19 protein-coding genes are annotated in these 17,717 nt (G+C 67.9%); 5 read left to right on the forward strand and 14 right to left on the reverse strand.

The window, feature by feature from the left end:
• Window positions 1-28: 28 nt before the first annotated feature.
• The 13 genes from ABIC25_RS02210 to ABIC25_RS02270 form a co-directional block, all read right to left on the reverse strand.
• Window positions 29-367, reverse strand: coding sequence for a P-II family nitrogen regulator (locus ABIC25_RS02210; protein WP_004572306.1), 339 nt, complete (start codon window positions 365-367; stop codon window positions 29-31).
• Between the two features lie 50 nt (window positions 368-417).
• Complete coding sequence (locus ABIC25_RS02215; RefSeq protein ID WP_004572307.1) at window positions 418-1,767, reverse strand: ammonium transporter; 1,350 nt, start codon at window positions 1,765-1,767, stop codon at window positions 418-420.
• 228 nt (window positions 1,768-1,995) lie between these two features.
• Window positions 1,996-3,573, reverse strand: a complete 1,578-nt coding sequence (gene ftsY, locus ABIC25_RS02220; protein WP_354559728.1) for a signal recognition particle-docking protein FtsY — start codon at window positions 3,571-3,573, stop codon at window positions 1,996-1,998.
• Window positions 3,570-7,178, reverse strand: coding sequence for a chromosome segregation protein SMC (smc, locus tag ABIC25_RS02225; RefSeq protein WP_354559730.1), 3,609 nt, complete (start codon window positions 7,176-7,178; stop codon window positions 3,570-3,572). Before smc ends, ftsY begins: the two co-directional genes overlap by 4 nt.
• A gap of 44 nt (window positions 7,179-7,222) precedes the next feature.
• The gene (locus tag ABIC25_RS02230) at window positions 7,223-7,528 is read right to left on the reverse strand and encodes an acylphosphatase (protein WP_004019654.1); all 306 of its coding nucleotides are present in this window, start codon (window positions 7,526-7,528) and stop codon (window positions 7,223-7,225) included.
• A 4-nt stretch (window positions 7,529-7,532) separates the two neighbouring features.
• Window positions 7,533-7,991 (reverse strand): OsmC family protein, encoded by a 459-nt coding sequence (locus ABIC25_RS02235; protein ID WP_354559732.1) that lies wholly within the window; start codon window positions 7,989-7,991, stop codon window positions 7,533-7,535.
• A gap of 110 nt (window positions 7,992-8,101) precedes the next feature.
• A complete protein-coding gene (gene mutM, locus ABIC25_RS02240) occupies window positions 8,102-9,019 on the reverse strand; it encodes a bifunctional DNA-formamidopyrimidine glycosylase/DNA-(apurinic or apyrimidinic site) lyase (protein ID WP_354559733.1) in 918 nt (305 codons plus the stop codon).
• Between the two features lie 51 nt (window positions 9,020-9,070).
• Window positions 9,071-9,796 carry a ribonuclease III gene (gene rnc / locus ABIC25_RS02245; RefSeq protein ID WP_004019647.1) on the reverse strand — a complete coding sequence of 242 codons (726 nt, stop codon included), beginning with the start codon at window positions 9,794-9,796 and terminating at the stop codon, window positions 9,071-9,073.
• Window positions 9,789-10,436, reverse strand: a complete 648-nt coding sequence (locus ABIC25_RS02250) for a YceD family protein (RefSeq protein ID WP_354559856.1) — start codon at window positions 10,434-10,436, stop codon at window positions 9,789-9,791. Before ABIC25_RS02250 ends, rnc begins: the two co-directional genes overlap by 8 nt.
• Window positions 10,437-10,541: 105 nt before the next feature.
• Complete coding sequence (locus ABIC25_RS02255; RefSeq protein ID WP_033203506.1) at window positions 10,542-11,393, reverse strand: DivIVA domain-containing protein; 852 nt, start codon at window positions 11,391-11,393, stop codon at window positions 10,542-10,544.
• A gap of 117 nt (window positions 11,394-11,510) precedes the next feature.
• Window positions 11,511-11,999 (reverse strand): pantetheine-phosphate adenylyltransferase, encoded by a 489-nt coding sequence (gene coaD, locus ABIC25_RS02260; protein ID WP_004019642.1) that lies wholly within the window; start codon window positions 11,997-11,999, stop codon window positions 11,511-11,513.
• A gap of 16 nt (window positions 12,000-12,015) precedes the next feature.
• A complete protein-coding gene (rsmD, locus tag ABIC25_RS02265) occupies window positions 12,016-12,567 on the reverse strand; it encodes a 16S rRNA (guanine(966)-N(2))-methyltransferase RsmD (protein WP_239402740.1) in 552 nt (183 codons plus the stop codon).
• A gap of 81 nt (window positions 12,568-12,648) precedes the next feature.
• Window positions 12,649-12,708, reverse strand: coding sequence for an SWIM zinc finger family protein (locus tag ABIC25_RS02270; protein ID WP_354559857.1), 60 nt, complete (start codon window positions 12,706-12,708; stop codon window positions 12,649-12,651).
• 23 nt (window positions 12,709-12,731) lie between these two features.
• Between ABIC25_RS02270 and ectA the strand changes: the two genes are divergently transcribed.
• The 3 genes from ectA to ABIC25_RS02285 all read left to right on the forward strand — a co-directional run bounded on the left by ectA (window position 12,732) and on the right by ABIC25_RS02285 (window position 15,200).
• Entirely contained in the window at window positions 12,732-13,259 is a 528-nt protein-coding gene (ectA, locus tag ABIC25_RS02275) for a diaminobutyrate acetyltransferase (protein ID WP_064571055.1), read from the forward strand.
• Window positions 13,260-13,497: 238 nt separating this feature from the next.
• Entirely contained in the window at window positions 13,498-14,769 is a 1,272-nt protein-coding gene (ectB, locus tag ABIC25_RS02280) for a diaminobutyrate--2-oxoglutarate transaminase (RefSeq protein WP_354559734.1), read from the forward strand.
• The gene (locus ABIC25_RS02285; protein WP_004019634.1) at window positions 14,766-15,200 is read left to right on the forward strand and encodes an ectoine synthase; all 435 of its coding nucleotides are present in this window, start codon (window positions 14,766-14,768) and stop codon (window positions 15,198-15,200) included. Before ectB ends, ABIC25_RS02285 begins: the two co-directional genes overlap by 4 nt.
• On the opposite strand, the gene ABIC25_RS02290 is transcribed toward ABIC25_RS02285, so the two are convergent.
• Window positions 15,091-16,104 (reverse strand): alpha/beta fold hydrolase, encoded by a 1,014-nt coding sequence (locus ABIC25_RS02290; protein ID WP_354559735.1) that lies wholly within the window; start codon window positions 16,102-16,104, stop codon window positions 15,091-15,093. The genes ABIC25_RS02285 and ABIC25_RS02290 overlap by 110 nt on opposite strands.
• A gap of 76 nt (window positions 16,105-16,180) precedes the next feature.
• Between ABIC25_RS02290 and ABIC25_RS02295 the strand changes: the two genes are divergently transcribed.
• Complete coding sequence (locus ABIC25_RS02295) at window positions 16,181-16,816, forward strand: TetR/AcrR family transcriptional regulator (protein WP_354559736.1); 636 nt, start codon at window positions 16,181-16,183, stop codon at window positions 16,814-16,816.
• A 21-nt stretch (window positions 16,817-16,837) separates the two neighbouring features.
• A complete protein-coding gene (locus ABIC25_RS02300; RefSeq protein WP_064571053.1) occupies window positions 16,838-17,716 on the forward strand; it encodes a Sir2 family NAD-dependent protein deacetylase in 879 nt (292 codons plus the stop codon).
• Window position 17,717: the final 1 nt, after the last annotated feature.

A 17,717-nucleotide genomic window follows, 5' to 3' on the forward strand; every position in this document is an offset into this window, starting at 1 on the left:
GGGAGTTCGTCAACGCAGCACGTGCTCGCTACAGAGCGTCGCCGCCGCGCTCACCGGTGCGGACGCGGACCACGGATTCCACCGGCGACACCCACACCTTGCCGTCACCGATCTTGCCGGTCCGGGCGGCCTCGACGATCACATCGACGACCTTGTCCACGGCCGCGTCGTCCACCACGACCTCGACGCGGACCTTGGGCACGAAGTCGACCGAGTACTCGGCGCCGCGATAGACCTCGGTGTGGCCCTTCTGGCGTCCGTAGCCCTGGACCTCACTCACGGTCATGCCCAGGATGCCGGCCTGCTCCAACCCGGCTTTGACATCCTCGAGCGTGAACGGCTTGACGATTGCAGTGATCAGCTTCATAAGTTATCCCTCTCCACAGGATTCAGCGTAGTAGCGAATGGCTTCGAGCGTCATGCCAGCTCATAGGCCGTCTCGGCGTGTTCCGCCTCGTCGATGCCGGTCTTTTCGTCCTCATCGCTGACGCGCCAACCCAGCGGCTTGAGCGCGAAGGCGATGATCGCGGTGAGAACAGCGGTGAACACGAGCGCGAACAGTGCGATGACGACCTGGACCACCAGCTGCTTGTAATCGCCGCCCCAGAAGAGGCCCACGTCCTCGCCGATCAGACCGATGGCCACCGTGCCCCAGAGGCCCGCGACGAGGTGGACGCCGACGACGTCGAGCGAGTCGTCGTATCCGAACTTGTTCTTCAGTCCGATGGCCGTCGCGGCGAGCGCACCTGCGACGAGACCGAGGATCAACGAGCCGATCGGGGTCAGCGAGCCACACGCCGGGGTGATCGCGACCAGACCGGCGACGATGCCCGATGCGGCGCCCACGCTCGTCGCGTGCTTGTCGCGGATGACCTCGACCACGAGCCAGCCGATGATCGCGGCAGCCGTCGCGGCGGTGGTGTTGACCCACACCTGTCCGGCGAGGAGGTCGGCGCCCAGCTCGGAGCCGACGTTGAACCCGAACCAGCCGAACCACAGCAGGGCGGCGCCGAGCATGACGAACGGGATGTTGTGCGGACGGTACGCGGTGCGACCGAAGCCGACGCGCTTGCCGATGATCAGGACCAGGACCAGCGCCGCGATGCCGGCATTGATGTGGACGACCGTGCCGCCGGCGAAGTCGATCGGGGCAACGTTGGCCTCCCCGTCGGTCGTGCCGAACATCTTGGCCGCCAGGCCGTCCTCACCCGCACCCAGGAGACCGCCGCCACCGACCAGGCCGCCCCAGACCATGTGCGACAGCGGGAAGTAGACGATCGTCGCCCACAGGACGGTGAAGACCATCCAGGTGGAGAACTTGACGCGCTCGGCCAGCGCACCGCTGATGAGAGCGACGGTGATCACCGCGAAGGTCAGCTGGAAGCCCATGAAGACAATCGCCGGGATCGAAAGGCCGCCGGTGACGTACAGCTCGGTGTCGCCCTCGCCGATCGTGCTCATCAACTGGTCGGACCCGAACAGAGCGAACGGGTTCGCGAAGATCCCGCCGATGTCGCTGCTACCGGTGATCCCGTCGCTGAACGACATCGAGAAGCCCCACAGCACGTACACGACGCTGATCGACGCCAGCGCGCCGAAGGACATCATCATCATGTTCAGGACGGACTTGCCTCGCGCCAACCCCCCGTAGAAGAACGCGAGGCCTGGGGTCATCAGCAACACGAGCGCGGCCGACACGAGCATGAATGCCGTGTTGCCCGTGTCGATCGGGCCAAACGATTCGTTTGGCAACTGAGCCAAATCCACTACGAAACCTCCTCAGGATGCGCCGACGGCTCGGCGCCTCCACAGAGATTGTCGGCAGTCGGTTTCAGCCGTGGTGCCCTGACGTTTCGGGCGCGTAACCCCCTGAGCGGTTTGTATTGCGCACAGGTAACGTCCCAGTTCGGCTCTGAGTGGACTCTCAGACTCCTCGGCCGACGTCTAACCCGACATTTCCGATCACAGATTCGGAATTCACAGCAGCAGCGGAGTTCACAGCAGGGCGTCGACGAATGCGTCCGGTTCGAACGGCGCGAGATCGTCGGCTCCCTCGCCGAGCCCGACGAGCTTGACCGGTACCCCGAGTTCCTTCTGGACGTGGAAGACGATGCCACCCTTCGCGGTGCCGTCGAGCTTCGTCAACACCACACCGGTGATGTTCACGACTTCGGCGAACACGCGGGCCTGCATGAGGCCGTTCTGTCCGACGGTCGCATCGAGGACCAGCAGCACCTCGTCGACGGGTGCCTTCTTCTCGACGACGCGTTTGACCTTGCCCAGCTCGTCCATCAGGCCGGTCTTGGTGTGCAGGCGGCCCGCGGTGTCGATCATGACCACGTCGACACCCGTCTCGATGCCGCGGTCGACCGCGTCGAACGCGACCGCGGCGGGATCGGCCTGTTCCTTGCCGCGCACGATCTCGGCACCGACACGCTCACCCCAGGTCTGCAGCTGATCGGCGGCGGCGGCGCGGAAGGTGTCGGCGGCTCCGAGCAGGACGCGACGACCATCGGCGACGAGCACGCGCGCCAGTTTGCCGGTCGTGGTCGTCTTGCCGGTGCCGTTGACCCCGACGACGAGCACGACGGCGGGGCGACCGGCGTGCGGCAGCGCCCGGATCGACCGGTCGAGGGTCGGGTCGAGCTGCTCGATCAGGACCCGCTTCAGCAAGGCCCGGGCCTCCCCCGCGGTCCGGACCGGATTGGCCGCGAGTTCGGTTCGCAATGTCTCGACGACGGTGGCGGTGGTCGCGGCGCCGAGGTCGGCCATCACCAGCGTGTCCTCGATCTCCTCCCAGCTCTCCTCGTCGAGATCGCCCGCACCGAGGAGTCCCAGCACACCCTTGCCGATCGCGCCCTGCGACCGGGACAGCCGGCCACGCAGCCGACCGATCCGGCCCGCCGTCGGCGCGATGTCGTCCAGCGGCGGCGCCGTGGTCGCCTCCGCGACATCGTCGGGCACCCGCGTCTCGGGTTCGACGATCTCCGGCTCGACTGCCGCGGGTTCCGCCGTGTCCGATTCCGCCGTGTCCGGAACCACCGTGTCCGGCGGTGCAGTCGCAGGCCGGGCGGCCTCCGGTTCCACCGTCTCGGGCTCAACCGTCTCGGGCTCTGCAGCCTCGGGCTCGGCTGTCCCGGGCTTGCTAGCCTCCGGCTCGACGGTGTCCGGCTCGGCGGTGTCCGGCTCGGGAAGGGATACGTCGGTGACGCCGCGTCGAATCGAGTCACGCGGGACCGCGGCGTCGTCGCCGACACCCGGCTGACCGTCCACGTCGGTGCGATCTCCCGGTGGCCGCACGGTTGGCTCGGCCGGCTTGCGCACGGGTTCGGGCTTGCGCGCCGGCGGTTCCGCGAGCGCCGTCCCGGCGTCCCCACGGCTGAAACTGAAGCCCGACCCGGCCTGGTAACCGCCCGACCGGTCGACCTGACGGGTCGTGCCGTCGACGACCTCTGGCTGTCGCTCGTCGGTGAGCGAGATGCGCCGGCGGCGCGACAGCACCAGACCGAGCACGATCAACGCGATCACGACGAGCACCGCGACGACGATGCCGATGATGATTCCGGTGTTCACTGGCTGGTGTCCTCCTGTTGTCCGACGGGCATGTTCACTCCGCGCATGCGTTGTGAGATGACCGTCGTGATGCCGTCGCCGCGCATGCTGACCCCGTAGAGCGCATCCGCGACCTCCATCGTGGGCTTCTGGTGGGTGATGACGATGAGCTGGGACTTCTCCCGCAGTTGCTCGAACAATGTGATGAGTCGCCGCAGGTTGGTGTCGTCGAGAGCGGCCTCGACCTCGTCCATGACGTAGAAGGGTGACGGCCGTGCCCGGAAGATCGCCACCAGCATCGCGACGGCCGTGAGCGACTTCTCCCCACCCGACAGCAGTGACAGCCGCTTGACCTTCTTGCCGGGCGGACGCGCCTCGACCTCGATGCCGGTCGTGAGCATGTCGCCGGGTTCGGTGAGGACCAGTCGCCCTTCGCCGCCCGGGAACAGCGTCTGGAAGACCTGCGCGAATTCGCGTTCGACGTCGGCATAGGCCTCGGTGAACACCTGCAGGATGCGGGCGTCGACCTCCTCGACCACGTCGAGGAGATCCTTGCGCGCCGCCTTGACGTCTTCGAGCTGTGAGGACAGGAAGTTGTATCGCTCCTCGAGCGCGGCGAACTCCTCGAGTGCGAGCGGGTTGACCTTGCCGAGCGTGTTGAGGTCCTTCTGCGCCTTCTTCGCGCGGGCTTCCTGGGTCGCCCGGTTGTACGGCATCGGCGCCGGCGCGACGACCTGCTCGCCGCGTTCCCTCGCCTGCTCGTACTCGGCCATCTCCAGCGCCGACGGGGGCATCGGCACGTCGGGGCCGTATTCGGCGATCAGATCGTCGGGTGCCATCGCGAACGTCTCGAGCACCTGCTCTTCGAGTTGCTCGATGCGGAGCGCGACCTGGGCTCGCGCCACCTCGTCGCGGTGGACGGTGTCGCGCAGTGAGTTCAGCGTGGTCGTCAGCTCGCCCGCCCGAACGCGGAGCTCGTCCAGGGTTGCGGTACGTGCGGTCCGGATCTCCTCGAGTTCGTCGCGCCCGGCCTGCGCCGAGGCCACCGCTGCCGCGAGGCGCTCACTGACCTGCGCGCCCGCGCGTTCGACGGCCACCGCGACGCCGGCGGCCTGTCGCCGGATCTCGTCCTGGCGGCGGGCTCGTTCGCGCGCCTCCCGCTCGCGCTGGGCGGCGCGACGCAGCGAGTCGGCCTTGCCCCGGACCGAGGCGAGGCGTTCCTCGGCGGTCCGCAACGTCAGACGCGCCTCCATCTCGGCGCTGCGCGCCACCCCGACCGCCGCCGATGCGGTCGCGCGCTCGGAGTCGTCGGCCGACATCTCGGTCCCCACCTCGGGCTCGTCGCGCGCGAGCCGAAGCCGCTCGGTGAGTTGCTGCAACGATTCGAGGGTCTCCGCGCGGCCCTTCTCGAGGAGGTTCCGCTGGCGCGTCAGTTTGTCGGCCTCGGCGCGCGACGCCCGGATCTCCTGACCGAGCCGGGCCATCTGCTCGTACGCGGCGCCGACGCCGGCGTCGGACTCGTGCAGCGCGGCGAGCGCCTCCTCGGCCGCTTCGCGTCGCTCGTGCTGTTCGGTCAGCGCACCGTCGAGCGCCGCCTCCAGTTCTTCGACGCGTCGGCGCGTCGCGCCGAGTTCGGCGGTCGCCGCATCGATCGCGGACTGGACCTCCAGCGACGAGGGTCGGCGCGACGAACCCCCCTCGACCGACGCCGCCGAGATGCGGTCGCCCGCGGGGGTCACCGCCCGCACCCCGAGGCGGCGGGCGAGTTCGAGTCCCTGGGCGGGATCGTCGACGATGACGGTGTCGGCCAGGACGGTGTCGATGGCACCGCGGATCTCGGGCCGGGTGTCGACCACCGAGGCGGCCCATCTGGCCCCGTCCGGCAACGCGACCTCACTCTTCCGGTCCGGACCGGTGAGCCCGCCGCAGATCAGCGCCGCCCGTCCCCCGTCGCCGGATTTGAGGGCCGCCAGCGCTCGCACCGCGGCGATCCCGTCGACGGTGACGATGCCGTCGACGGCGGGTCCGAGCGCCCCGGCGATGGCCGTCTCGAAGCCCGCCTCGACCGTGACCAGCTCGGACATCGGGCCCAGGAGACCCTCGGGCGCGTTCTCCAGCAACCAGGCACCGCCGTCGCCCCGTTCGAGTCCCATGGCGAGCGCGTCCACCCGCGCCGACAGCGAGGCGATGGCGTGCTCGGCCTCGCGGTGGGATGCCTGCAGGGTCGCGACGCGCTCGTTGGACAGGTTGAGCGCGGCGACGCAGCGTTCGTGGTGTTCGTCGAGAGCGCGTTCGGCGGCCTCGAGTTGCGCCAGCTCTCCGGCGGCCGAATCTTGTTGCGTCACAGCACCTTCGGCGCGCTCGGTGGCCGCCGAGATCGCGTTCGTGAGGCGTTCGGCCTCGGCGTCGACCGACTCCGAACGCGTCCGTAGGTTGTCGACCTGCCCTTCCAGACGCGCCAATCCCTCCCGACGGTCGGCGATGGCGCGGACGGCGGCGAGGTGAGCGGCCTCGGCGGCTTCGGCGATCGACTCGCGCTCACCGAGGACTTCTCGGGCGGTCTCCAGCTGTTCGGCGGCGATCTCGACGCCCTCGGTGAGTTCGGCTTCGAGTTCGGCGGCCTCGAGGGCCTGCTCGTCGAGTTCGTCGGGGTCGGGTCCGGACGCCTCGCCGGACGGTTCACTGAGGTATCGGCTGCGTTCGGCGGCGACCCGGCGGGTCGCGTCGACGCGCTCGGCCAGCGCCGACAGCCGGAACCACGCGCGGTTCGCGGCGGCCGCGGCGGGCGTGATCTCGGCGAGATGCTGTTCGTGTTCGGCCACTTCCGCGTTCGCGCGGTCCAGCTCGGCGGCCACCTCGTCCTGCCTGCGACGGACCTCGTCCTCGACGGCCGCGTGTTCGGCCATCTCGGTCCGGCGGGTGACGAGGTCGTCGGCGGCCAGGCGTAACCGCGCGTCGCGGAGGTCTGCCTGGACGGTCTGGGCGCGGCGCGCCACCTCGGCCTGCCGGCCGAGCGGCTTGAGCTGACGACGGAGTTCGGCGGTCAGGTCGGACAGGCGCGCGAGATTGGCCTGCATGGCGTCGAGCTTGCGGACCGCCTTTTCCTTGCGCTTGCGGTGTTTGAGGACGCCCGCCGCCTCTTCGATGAACGCGCGGCGGTCCTCGGGCCGGGACTCGAGAATCGCCGACAGCCGGCCCTGGCCGACGATGACGTGCATCTCTCGGCCGATGCCCGAGTCGGAGAGCAGCTCCTGCACATCCATCAGCCGGCACGTACTGCCGTTGATCTCGTACTCACCCGCACCGTCGCGGAACATCCGGCGCGTGATCGACACCTCGGAGTACTCGATGGGCAGCGCGCCGTCGGCATTGTCGATCGTCAATGTCACCTCGGCGCGGCCCAGCGGCGGCCGGCCGGATGTGCCGGCGAAGATGACGTCCTGCATCTTCCCGCCGCGTAGCGCCTTGGCGCCCTGCTCGCCCATCACCCAGGTCAGGGCGTCGACGACGTTCGACTTACCGGAGCCGTTGGGGCCCACCACGCACGTGATACCCGGCTCGAAGCGCAGGGTCGTCGCCGAGGCGAACGACTTGAAGCCCTTCAGGGTCAGGCTTTTGAGGTGCACGACGGTACAGACTACTCACCATCGCGACATGTTCCGGGCTCCGCTCACCGTTCGACGAAGCCGTCGAGGTCCCCGCGCGGTTCATCCACACGCTCGACGACCAGGTCGACCCGGCCCGGCGTGGTGCCGGACCGGAGCGCCTCCAGCAGGGCGAGCGCCGAGTCCCGTGTCCCTTCGGCGACGACGAGCACCCGGCCGTCGGCCTGGTTCGATGCGTAGCCGACCAGACCGAGTTCGAGGGCGCGGGACCGCGTCCACCACCGGAAGCCCACGCCCTGCACGTGTCCGTGGACATGCGCGGTCAGCCTGATGCGGTCGGCGCCGTCCCCGATCCGGGTCTCGTCGGTCATCGGGTCAGTCCGTCTCGATCCGCAGATCCACCTCGGCACCGGCCTTCACCGTGCGCCCGACCGTGCACACCGCGTCGATGGCCCGTTCGACGACGACCAGCAGGCGCGCGGCGGCATCGGGGTCGAGTTCGGACAGGTCGATCTCGAGGGTCTCCTCGATGCGCGGGTAGACCTCGATGTCGCGGTCCGCGTCGCCGCTCACCCGGATCGTCGCGTCGTAGTCGTCACCGAGGCGACGCGCCAGCGGGCGATCCGAGGACATGCCGGTGCAGGCGGCCAATGCGATCTTGAGCAGCTCACCCGGGGTGAACACACCGTCGACATCCTGTGAGCCGATCAGCACCTCGCCACCGCGCGAGCTGCGTCCGGTGTAGCGGCGCGTGCCGGTGCGCTCGACCCAGAGGTCGGTGTGGACCTGGTCGGCAGGGACCCCGGGCGTGGGGGTGGTTGCTTCGGTGGTCATCGAAGGCGGGTCCTCTCACAGTCTTTCCGGCGGGCGCCACCGGCATCGCGAACAATAGTAAGAGCCCCGGCACATGAATTGTTCCCGGCGCCTCGGCGAAGTCGCTTGGGTCAGCGCGCGTTCGATCGCTCACTCGGGGGCCGCTGGCATCGCGGGCAGAAGAACGAGCTCCGGTTCATGAAATGTTCCCGCCGCATGATCGCTCCGCAGCGTCGGCACGGCTCCCCTGCCCGTCCGTAGGCGTTGAGCGAGCGCTCGAAGTACCCGGACTGTCCGTTGACGTTCACGTACAGAGCATCGAACGACGTACCGCCGACCTTCAGCGCCGCCTCCATCACGTCGGTGACGGCGTCGATCAGTTCGCGTAGCTTCTTGCGGCTGATCGTCTCGGCGATCCGTGCGCCGTGCAGACGCGCGCGCCAGAGCGCCTCGTCGGCGTAGATGTTGCCCACCCCGGAGATGACGGTCTGGTCCAGCAGCACCCGTTTGATCTCGGAGTGCTTGGCGCGCATGCGATCCACGACACGGCCGGGATCGAAAGCCGGGTCGAAGGGATCGGTGGCGATGTGCGCCACCGATATCGGGACGTCAGCGGATGTCGCGTCGGTCGTGCCCAAATCGTGCTGGGGCGCATACACATCAGGGGTGTAGTCGTCGAGATGCCAACCGCCGAAAGTGCGTTGGTCGACGAAGCGGAGTTCGTTCTCGTCGTCGAGGACGGCGCGGACCCGAAGATGCGTGTGGTCGGGGGTTCCGACCCGCGCGATGAGCATCTGTCCGCTCATCCCGAGATGGACCACGAGCGCCGCCCGGTCGGTGGAGTCGGCGAGATCGATCCACAGGTATTTGCCGCGGCGGCGGACGCCGGTCACCTGCTTGCCGGCGAGCCGGCCGATCAGATCCGGCTCACCCCCGGCATGACGACGGATCGCGCGCGGATGGAGGACCTCGGTCGAGGTCACCACGCGCCCGACGAGATGGGTCTCGAGACCGCTGCGGACGGTCTCGACCTCGGGCAGTTCAGGCATGCGACACCGCGGGCAGGTCGTGCACGAGACGGAAGTTCACGAAGCCGGGGTTCACGAGGCGGAAGCGCGCTCGGTGAGCACTTTCCAGGCGTGCGCAGCGGCCTGCTGCTCCGCTTCCTTCTTGGTCCGGCCGACGCCCTCGCCGAGACTCTCGCCCGCGACCAGCGCGGTCGCGGTGAACTCCTTGTTGTGGTCTGGACCGGTCGCGCTGATCTGGTACTGCGGCGGACCGAAGCCGCGCTCGGAACTCAACTCCTGGAGCGACGTCTTCCAGTCCAGGCCCGCGCCGAGGCTGCCGGCACGGTCGAGACGCTCGTCGAACAAGCGCAGGATGACCCGCTGCGAGGTCTCGAGACCATGGCTGAGGAAGACCGCGCCGAACAGTGATTCCAGACCGTCCGCCAGGATCGAGTCCTTGTCGCGGCCGCCCGTCATCTCCTCGCCGCGACCGAGGAACAGGTATTTTCCGAGCCCGCCCTCGTCCCCGAGCCCGCGGGCCACATCGGCGAGGGCGTGCATGTTGACGACGCTCGCGCGGATCTTGGCCAGTTCACCCTCGGGACGATCGGGATAGCGCAGGTAGAGACGCTCGGTGATGACGACGCCCAGCACCGAGTCGCCGAGGAACTCCAGGCGCTCGTTGGTGGGGAGGCCGCCGTGTTCGTACGCGTAGGACCGATGGGTCAGCGCCAGCGTGAGGAGCTCGTCGGGGATGTCGGTGTCCAGGGCGTCGAGCAGCGCGGCTCGCGGACCATCCTCCCGCACGGCCTCAGTCACGATGTCGTTTCCGGTCGGGATCCGCGGTGTCGGCGGCGTCGCCCTCCGACGCCGATGCCGAGTCGTCGGCGTCGAGGTCGGCGAACTTGCTCGCGAGACCAGCCCACCGGGGGTCGATGACCTCGTGGGAGTGGCCCGGTTCGGCGATGGCGAGCCGGACGCCGCACACCTGGCACAGACCTTGACAGTCCTCGGAACACAACGGCGACATCGGCAGCTCGAGCGCGACCGCATCGATGATCGACTGCTCGAGATCGATGCGGTCATCGGCGATGCGATGGATGTCGTCGGCGTCGGTCGTCTGTTCGGTCGCGCTGTCCGGATAGGCGAACAGTTCGGTGAGGAAGACCGTGACCGTTCCGTCGACGGGTTCGAGGCACCGTGAACACTGACCGACGGTCTCGCCGCACACCGTTCCGGTCACCAGGATCCCCTCGGACACCGCCTCGAGGCGCAGGTCGAGATCGACGTCGGAATCCGCCGGGATACCGACCATCTCGACGCCGAGCCGCTCGGGTGTACGCACCGTTCGGTGCACCTCGGACGTGGTGCCCGGGCGGCGTCCCATCGAACGCACATCCAGCACGAACGGCTCGCGCCTGGGGGTCGAACCGGGACCGTGCGACGGCTCTGATGTCACAGCATGATCAGCCACAAACGCCCACCATACGCTGGCGTCCCCGAATGATCGACCGACGCCGGCGGCGTGTGGACAGCCGGGTCGACGACCGTGTCACACCCAGGGTCACACCGCGAGCGGCGAACCATGATCGCGGTCGTAGGTGTGACGCGCGGACGCCTCACGTGAGCGTGAACCGTCACCCTTGTTCTCGGTCCGGCCGGACTCGTCGACGCCGCGGGGGTACTCGACGTAATCGTGCATTCCGGCACCGGTGCGCAGCTGGTGCCGCCCACGGTTCACCGACCGCAGCGTGCCGGTCAGGACCTCTTCGAACTGGGCGAGCTTCTCGTCGACGTAGACGTCGCAGTCACCGCGCAGACGATCCGCCTCCGCGTGGGCGGCATCGATGATGCGCTCCGCCTCGGACTTCGCGGCGCCGACGACCTCGGTCTCGGAGACCAGCCGCTGCTGCTCGGCGATGCCGTCGGCCACCGACTTGTCGTAAGAGTTGTTGGCCGCGTCGATGGTGCGCTGGGCCTCGGCCCGCGCCCGGCCGGTGACGGCCTCGAACTCGCGAGCAGCGCTCGTCTGCAGGCGATGGGCCTCCTCGGAGGCATCCCCGACCAGCGAGTTCGAGTGCGCGCTCGCCTCGTCGACCATTCGGTCGGCCTGCGCCTTCGCCTCGGACAGAATCCGGTCCGCCTCGGCGCGGGCGTGCGCGAGAACGGCCTCGGACTCCGAATCCGCCTTCGCCACCGTCGTCTCGGCATGCTCGCGGGCATCGCCGATGAGCGTGTCGCGCTGATCGAGCACGTCCTGCGCGTCGTCGAGCTCGCCGGGGATGGAGTCCTTGATGTCGTCGAGGAGTTCCAGCACATCGCCGCGCGGGACGACGCAGCCTGCGGTCATCGGCACACTCCGTGCCTCTTCGACGATCGCGACCAGCTCGTCGAGAGCCTCAAATACCCGGTACACAGCCACCCCAATCCGGCGCTTGCCTGGTTGCAACAGTTGGTGAATCTGTGACTATTGTGCCGAATGGTGCGTCTGTGACTCGTGAAGCGCGTGGGGTGTGTCGCAGCTCGTGTCCGATCAGGCCGTAAGCTCGCCGGACAGTCGACCCAGCAATCGGCCGTGCACGTGTTTCGACAGGAACGGCGAGACGTCGCCTCCCAATTTCGCCACCTCTTTCACGAGCGAACTCGACACGTGCGCGAACCGCGGGTCGGTGAGCAGGAAAACGGTCTCCACGTCGGCGAGCTCGCGATTCATCTGAGCCATCGGCACCTCGTAGTCGAAGTCCACCGCGGAACGCAGTCCCTTCACGATCGTGTGGATCGACTCCTGGCGTAGATAGTCGACGAGGAGGCCCTCCCACCGATCGACCCGCACGTTCGGGATGTCGGCGCAGTCCTCCTCGATGAGTGCGATGCGCTCGTCGACCGCGAACATGCCGCGCTTGTTGGGATTGACCACCACCGTGATCACGACCTCGTCGAAACACGCCGCAGCGCGTTCGACCACGTATCGGTGACCGAGGGTGAAGGGATCGAAGGAACCGGGACACACAGCCGTCGTCATGGTCCGAACCTACCGGTCAGACCAGGCGGCCGATCTCCACCCGGGTGTCTCCGTAGGACTTGTCGACGACCACCTCGTAGTCCGACGGCCAGACCTCTCCGATGGACCGCGCCGACCGTTCGACGACCACCAGCGCGTCGTCGTCCAGATGTGCGGTCAGCAGGGTCAGGTCCTCGGTGATCCGTTCGGCGACGACGTCGTACGGCGGGTCGGCGAAGACCACTCCGAAGCGCCGTTCCGGGGCGCCGGCGAGGTAGGCGGACACCGCACGCGTATGTACGGTGGCGTTCGAGGCCACCCCGCAGGCCCGCACGTTCGCGGCGATCGTGGCGGCGGCCCGGCGGCCGGAGTCGACGAACGTCGCCCCGGCGGCCCCCCGTGAGATCGCCTCGAGCCCCAGCGCCCCCGACCCCGCATACAGATCGAGCACCCAGAGGCCGTCCAGGTCGGATCTGGCGGCGAGCATGTTGAACACCGACTCGCGAACCCGGTCCGACGTGGGTCGGGTGCCCTCTCCCGGAACGCGCAGCCGGCGACCCCCCAAGCGGCCGGCGATGATCCTCGTCATGAAGCCATTCTGCAACCCGGGAAGCCGCCCGAACCAATCGTGAATCACGTCTTTGTGACCCACTTCACATTGCATGTCTGATCAGGGACAAGGTAGGTGTTCCGCGGACCAATTTCCGCAGGTACATGACTTCGCCGACACGCGTTGTTAACGTCGAATGCGTTATGAGCCCTTCCCAAACAAGAACGGCCCCAACAACCACCCTCGCCGTCGACTATCGGACACCCACAGTCGACGACGGCACCCGCCTCTGGGAAATCGCTTCGGACTCAAAGGTTCTCGACGTCAACTCGAGCTACTCCTACGTCCTGTGGTGCCACGATTTCGCCACCACGTCCATCGTCGCCGAAGTAGACGGTCGCGCAGTCGGTTTCGTCACCGGCTACCGTCGGCAGAGCGATCCGTCCACCCTCATGGTGTGGCAGGTCGCCGTCGACGACGACGTCCGTGGACACGGCATCGCCGCGACGATGCTCCATCAACTGTTCGATCGCGTCAACCAGCAGGGCATGGTGGCCATGCACACGACCATCAGCCCGGACAACATCCCGTCGCAGCGCTTGTTCGCATCGGTCGCCAAGGCTCGCGGACTCCGCTTCGAACGCCGGGATCTGTTCGCCGCCAACACGTTCCCCGACTCTCATGAGCCGGAGGACCTCTACATGCTCGAACCGGAGATCCCCGAGCCCTGAGGTTCTGAGCACTGGGTCCGCCTGCGCAGATCGCAGGTGGACGCTGCGCGTCCGGGCTTCCGGCCCGCACACCACTTGTCGGACGCAGACCCCGTGATCGATTGTCCCCGATGACATCTCGACCATCGCCGACCCCGCCCCGTGGGACCCATCCGGTCCGGCGATCGCAACGAAGCGAATGACGAGCCGGGCACACCTGAAGAGCCCCACATTGTCACACCAGAAGGAAGCACAAGACATGCAACTTCTCGACACCCAGATCGACGACGCCATCTTCACCACCCATGAGTCCGAGGTGCGCAGCTACTGCCGCAACTGGCCTGCCGTGTTCACCACCGCGAAGGGCTCACACATCAAGGACCAAGACGGTCGTGAGTACCTGGACTTCTTCGCCGGCGCCGGTTCGCTGAACTACGGCCACAACAACCCGGTCCTGAAGAAGGCGCTCCTCGAGTACATCGAAGCCGACGGCATCACGCACGGTCTCGACATGGCGACCGTTGCCAAGGGGAACTTCATCGAGAAGTTCACCAGCCACATCCTCGAGCCGCGCGGCCTCGACTACAAGATCCAGTTCCCCGGACCGACGGGTACCAACGCGGTCGAGTCGGCGCTGAAGCTGGCCCGCAAGGTGACCGGACGTACGTCGATCATCAGCTTCACCAACGCTTTTCACGGCATGACCCTCGGGTCGCTGTCGGTGACCGGCAACTCGATGAAGCGCGCCGGCGCCGGTATCCCCCTCGTCCACGCGACCCCGATGCCGTTCGACAACTACTTCGACGGTGTCATGGAGGACTTCCACTGGTTCGAGCGCGTGCTCGACGACTCGGGCAGCGGCCTGAACCGTCCGGCAGCGGTCATCGTGGAGACGGTCCAGGGTGAGGGCGGCGTGAACGTCGCCCGCGCCGAGTGGCTGCGCGCGCTCTCCGAGCTCTGTGAGCGTCGCGACATCCTGCTGATCGTCGACGACGTGCAGATGGGCTGTGGCCGCACCGGCGAGTTCTTCTCGTTCGAGGAAGCCGGCATCAAGCCCGACATCGTCACGCTGTCGAAGTCGATCAGCGGTTACGGCCTGCCGTTCGCGCTGACCCTGTTCAAGCCCGAGCTCGACGTGTGGACCCCCGGCGAGCACAACGGGACCTTCCGCGGCAACAATCCCGCGTTCGTCACCGCCGCCAAGGCCATCGAGACCTACTGGGCCGATGACGCGCTGACCCGCGACATCCATGCCAAGGGTGAGCGGATCCACGAGGTCTTCACCGACCTGTGCAGCCGCTACGACGGCATCTCCACCCGCGGTCGCGGCATGGTGCGCGGACTCGCCTTCGACGACCACACCGCCGCCGGCAAGGTCTGCGCGCAGGCCTTCGGCGCGGGGCTCCTGGCCGAGACGTCGGGTCCGTCCGACGAGGTCGTCAAGCTGCTCCCGCCGCTGACCATCTCCCGCGAGGATCTCGACCGTGGCCTGACCATCCTGTCCGACGCAGTCAAGGAGGTGATCGGATGATCGTCCGCACCACAGAAGAGATCACCGGTACCGAACGCGAGGTCGCCGACCCGAAGGGAAACTGGGTCTCCAAGCGCATCGTGCTCGGCGGCGACCAGGTGGGCTTCTCGTTCCACGAGACCACCATCAAGGCCGGTTCGGTGAACGAATTCCACTACGCCAATCACGTCGAGGCGGTCTGGCTCGTCGAGGGCACCGGCAACCTGCTCGATCGTGAGACGGGCGAGACCTATCCCCTGGCGCCCGGCACCATGTACCTGCTCAACGGACACGAGCGCCACACGGTGACCGCCGACACGCAGATGCGCATGCTGTGCGTGTTCAACCCGCCGGTCGTCGGCACCGAGGTGCATGACGAGAACGGCGTGTATCCGCTGGTGGCCGTGCCGCAACCGACCGGCAAGCACGCCGACGAGGCCGTGTCCTCCTGATCTGCTGATACAAGCCCCCCAACAATCGCCACCCCGCGTGGCAGTCGCTCAGATGTCTGTCGCGACTGCCCTCGGAGGTGGCGATTGTCGTTCTATCGCCTCCCAGAAGGCCAGCACCGCGTCGACCGTCTGAGCCGCCTGCTCGATCCGACGGGATCACCCGGGCCCCGCGAACGGTGATCTCGCGCGCATCATGCATTGTGCGCGCCACCGACCTCGCCTCCTCGGGAGTCCACTCCCCTCGATCATCGGTCGTCACGAACAGCACCGGACAGGTGATCGCCTCGGCCGCCCAGGTCAGGTCGGTGCGGTGGAGAATGGCGGTGCGGACGGCCCGGATCATCGACCGTCCGGAGACCCGTAGCGAGCGCCGCAGCAGGTCGATCGCCTCGGGATCGTCTCGACGTGTGTCGTCGGTGAACAACGTCGCCACGATGGCCGACCACACCGGGCCGCGTGCGCCGATCACCCGATAGATCGGCAGCAGGAGCCGAATCCGTCGTCGTAGGTCGCGTTCGATCGGACCCGTCGGCGCACTCATCGCCACCAGCGTGGTGACGAGTGTGGGTTCGACCGCGGCGAGATGCAGGCCGACGTGCCCACCCCAGGCGTTGCCGACCCAGTCCACCGCGGCCGAACCGGTGAGGTCGCGAACGGTCGCGACTATCTCGACCGCGGCGTCCGCACACGCGGCGATGTCGGCGGGCTCGGCCGACTTGTCACTCTCCCCGCACCAGGGCGCATCGACGATGAACAGACGCCGGTGTGCCGCCAGGCCCGGGACGACACGATCCCAGGCCGCCGAGTCGACGAACATGCTGTGCCACAGCACCGCCGGGGGCCCGTTGCCCACAGCACGGACGTGCAGACGCCCCAGCGTCGTCGGTACGAAGAAGTCGTCCATCGGTGCTCCCTGCCTGACGAGGTGGCACTCGAGTCGGACCACCATTTAATTCACATTACACAGTGTATCTTCAATTATGTCTAGACTCGTCGACGTGGCCAGGACCTACTCATCGGAAGTTCGCGCGGAGCGAGCCCGCGACAACCGCGCCCTGGTCCTCGAGACCGCCACCGAGATGTTCTGCGAAGACGGGTGGGTGGCGACGACGATGTCGGGGGTGGCGACCCGCGCGGGACTCACCCGACCGACCGTCTACCGACAGTTCGACAACAAGCTCGACCTGCTCGACGCCTGCATCGTCTCGGCCCTGCGACGAGACGAGGACGTCCCGGTTCGCGACAGTGCCGACTACCAGGCCATGGGACGCGGCGACCGGCACGCTCGCATTCGCGCGGCGGCCTCGTGGTTGCGCGACGCGCACCTCCGATCGGCGGCCATCCAGCACGTTCTCGACGAAGCCGCGGTCACCGACGGCGACGCGGCGGCGCTTCGCAGTGCACGCGAGCAGACCCGCTGGCACGAGGTCCGCTTTGCCCTCACACTCGTCCTCGACCGGGAGCCGGACGACCACACCGTGGACTCGATGTGGATGCTCGCCTCGAGAACCCTGTGGCTCCGCCTCACGCGGGAGCGCGGCTGGACCGCGGCCCGATGGGAGCAGTGGTTCATCGCGCAGACCACGGCCACGGCGGACCGCATCGAGGAGATCTGAGACCGGCCTATCCTGGCGAGAGTGCGTACTCGTCTCCAGCTCGGCTCCACCCCGGCCGAGCACACCCCGCTCGACGACGACGTCGCGGACCGGATCGCGCTGGCCGCCGACATCCTCGCCGGGCGCCGTTTCGCGGTGCTCACCGGAGCGGGCATCTCCACCGATTCCGGTATTCCCGACTACCGGAGCCCCGGGTCGCCGCCGCGCACGCCGATGACCCTCGAGATGTTCCTGTCCTCCGCCGACTTCCGCCGCCACTACTGGGCCCGCAATCACCTCGGCTGGCGGCACATGGACGCCGCGGTCCCCAACCGCGCTCATCTCGCACTGACGGGGCTACAGCAGCGCGGGTGGCTCTCCCGGGTCCTGACGCAGAACGTCGACATGCTGCACACCAAGGCCGGCACACGCGGGGTCATCGAGCTGCACGGGTGTTACGGACGAGTCCGCTGCCTCGACTGCGACTGGCGGATCTCGCGGCACCGCCTCGCCGAACTCCTCGAGGAGGTCAACATCGAGTTCGCCCGGCGGGTCCGCGGGCGCGGGGCCATCGAGGTCGCCCCCGATGCCGATGCCACCCTGTCGGACACGTCGGACTTCGTGATGATCGACTGCCCGAACTGTGGCGGCATCCTCAAGCCCGACATCGTCTACTTCGGCGAGACCGTCGCCAAAGACGTTGTGGACGAGTCATATTCGGTGGTCGACGATGCCGACGCCCTGGTGGTCGTCGGATCGTCACTCACCGTCATGTCCGGTCTGCGGTTCGCCCGGCGGGCACACCGCGCCGGCAAGCCGCTCATCATCGTCAACCGGGGAGTGACGCGTGCCGATGAGATCGCGACCCTGAAGATCGATCACGAGGCCGGCTTCGTTCTCCCGGCGCTGGCGACCTTCTGAC

Source organism: Gordonia sp. PvP123, from assembly GCF_040547295.1.
GTDB lineage: Bacteria > Actinomycetota > Actinomycetes > Mycobacteriales > Mycobacteriaceae > Gordonia > Gordonia terrae.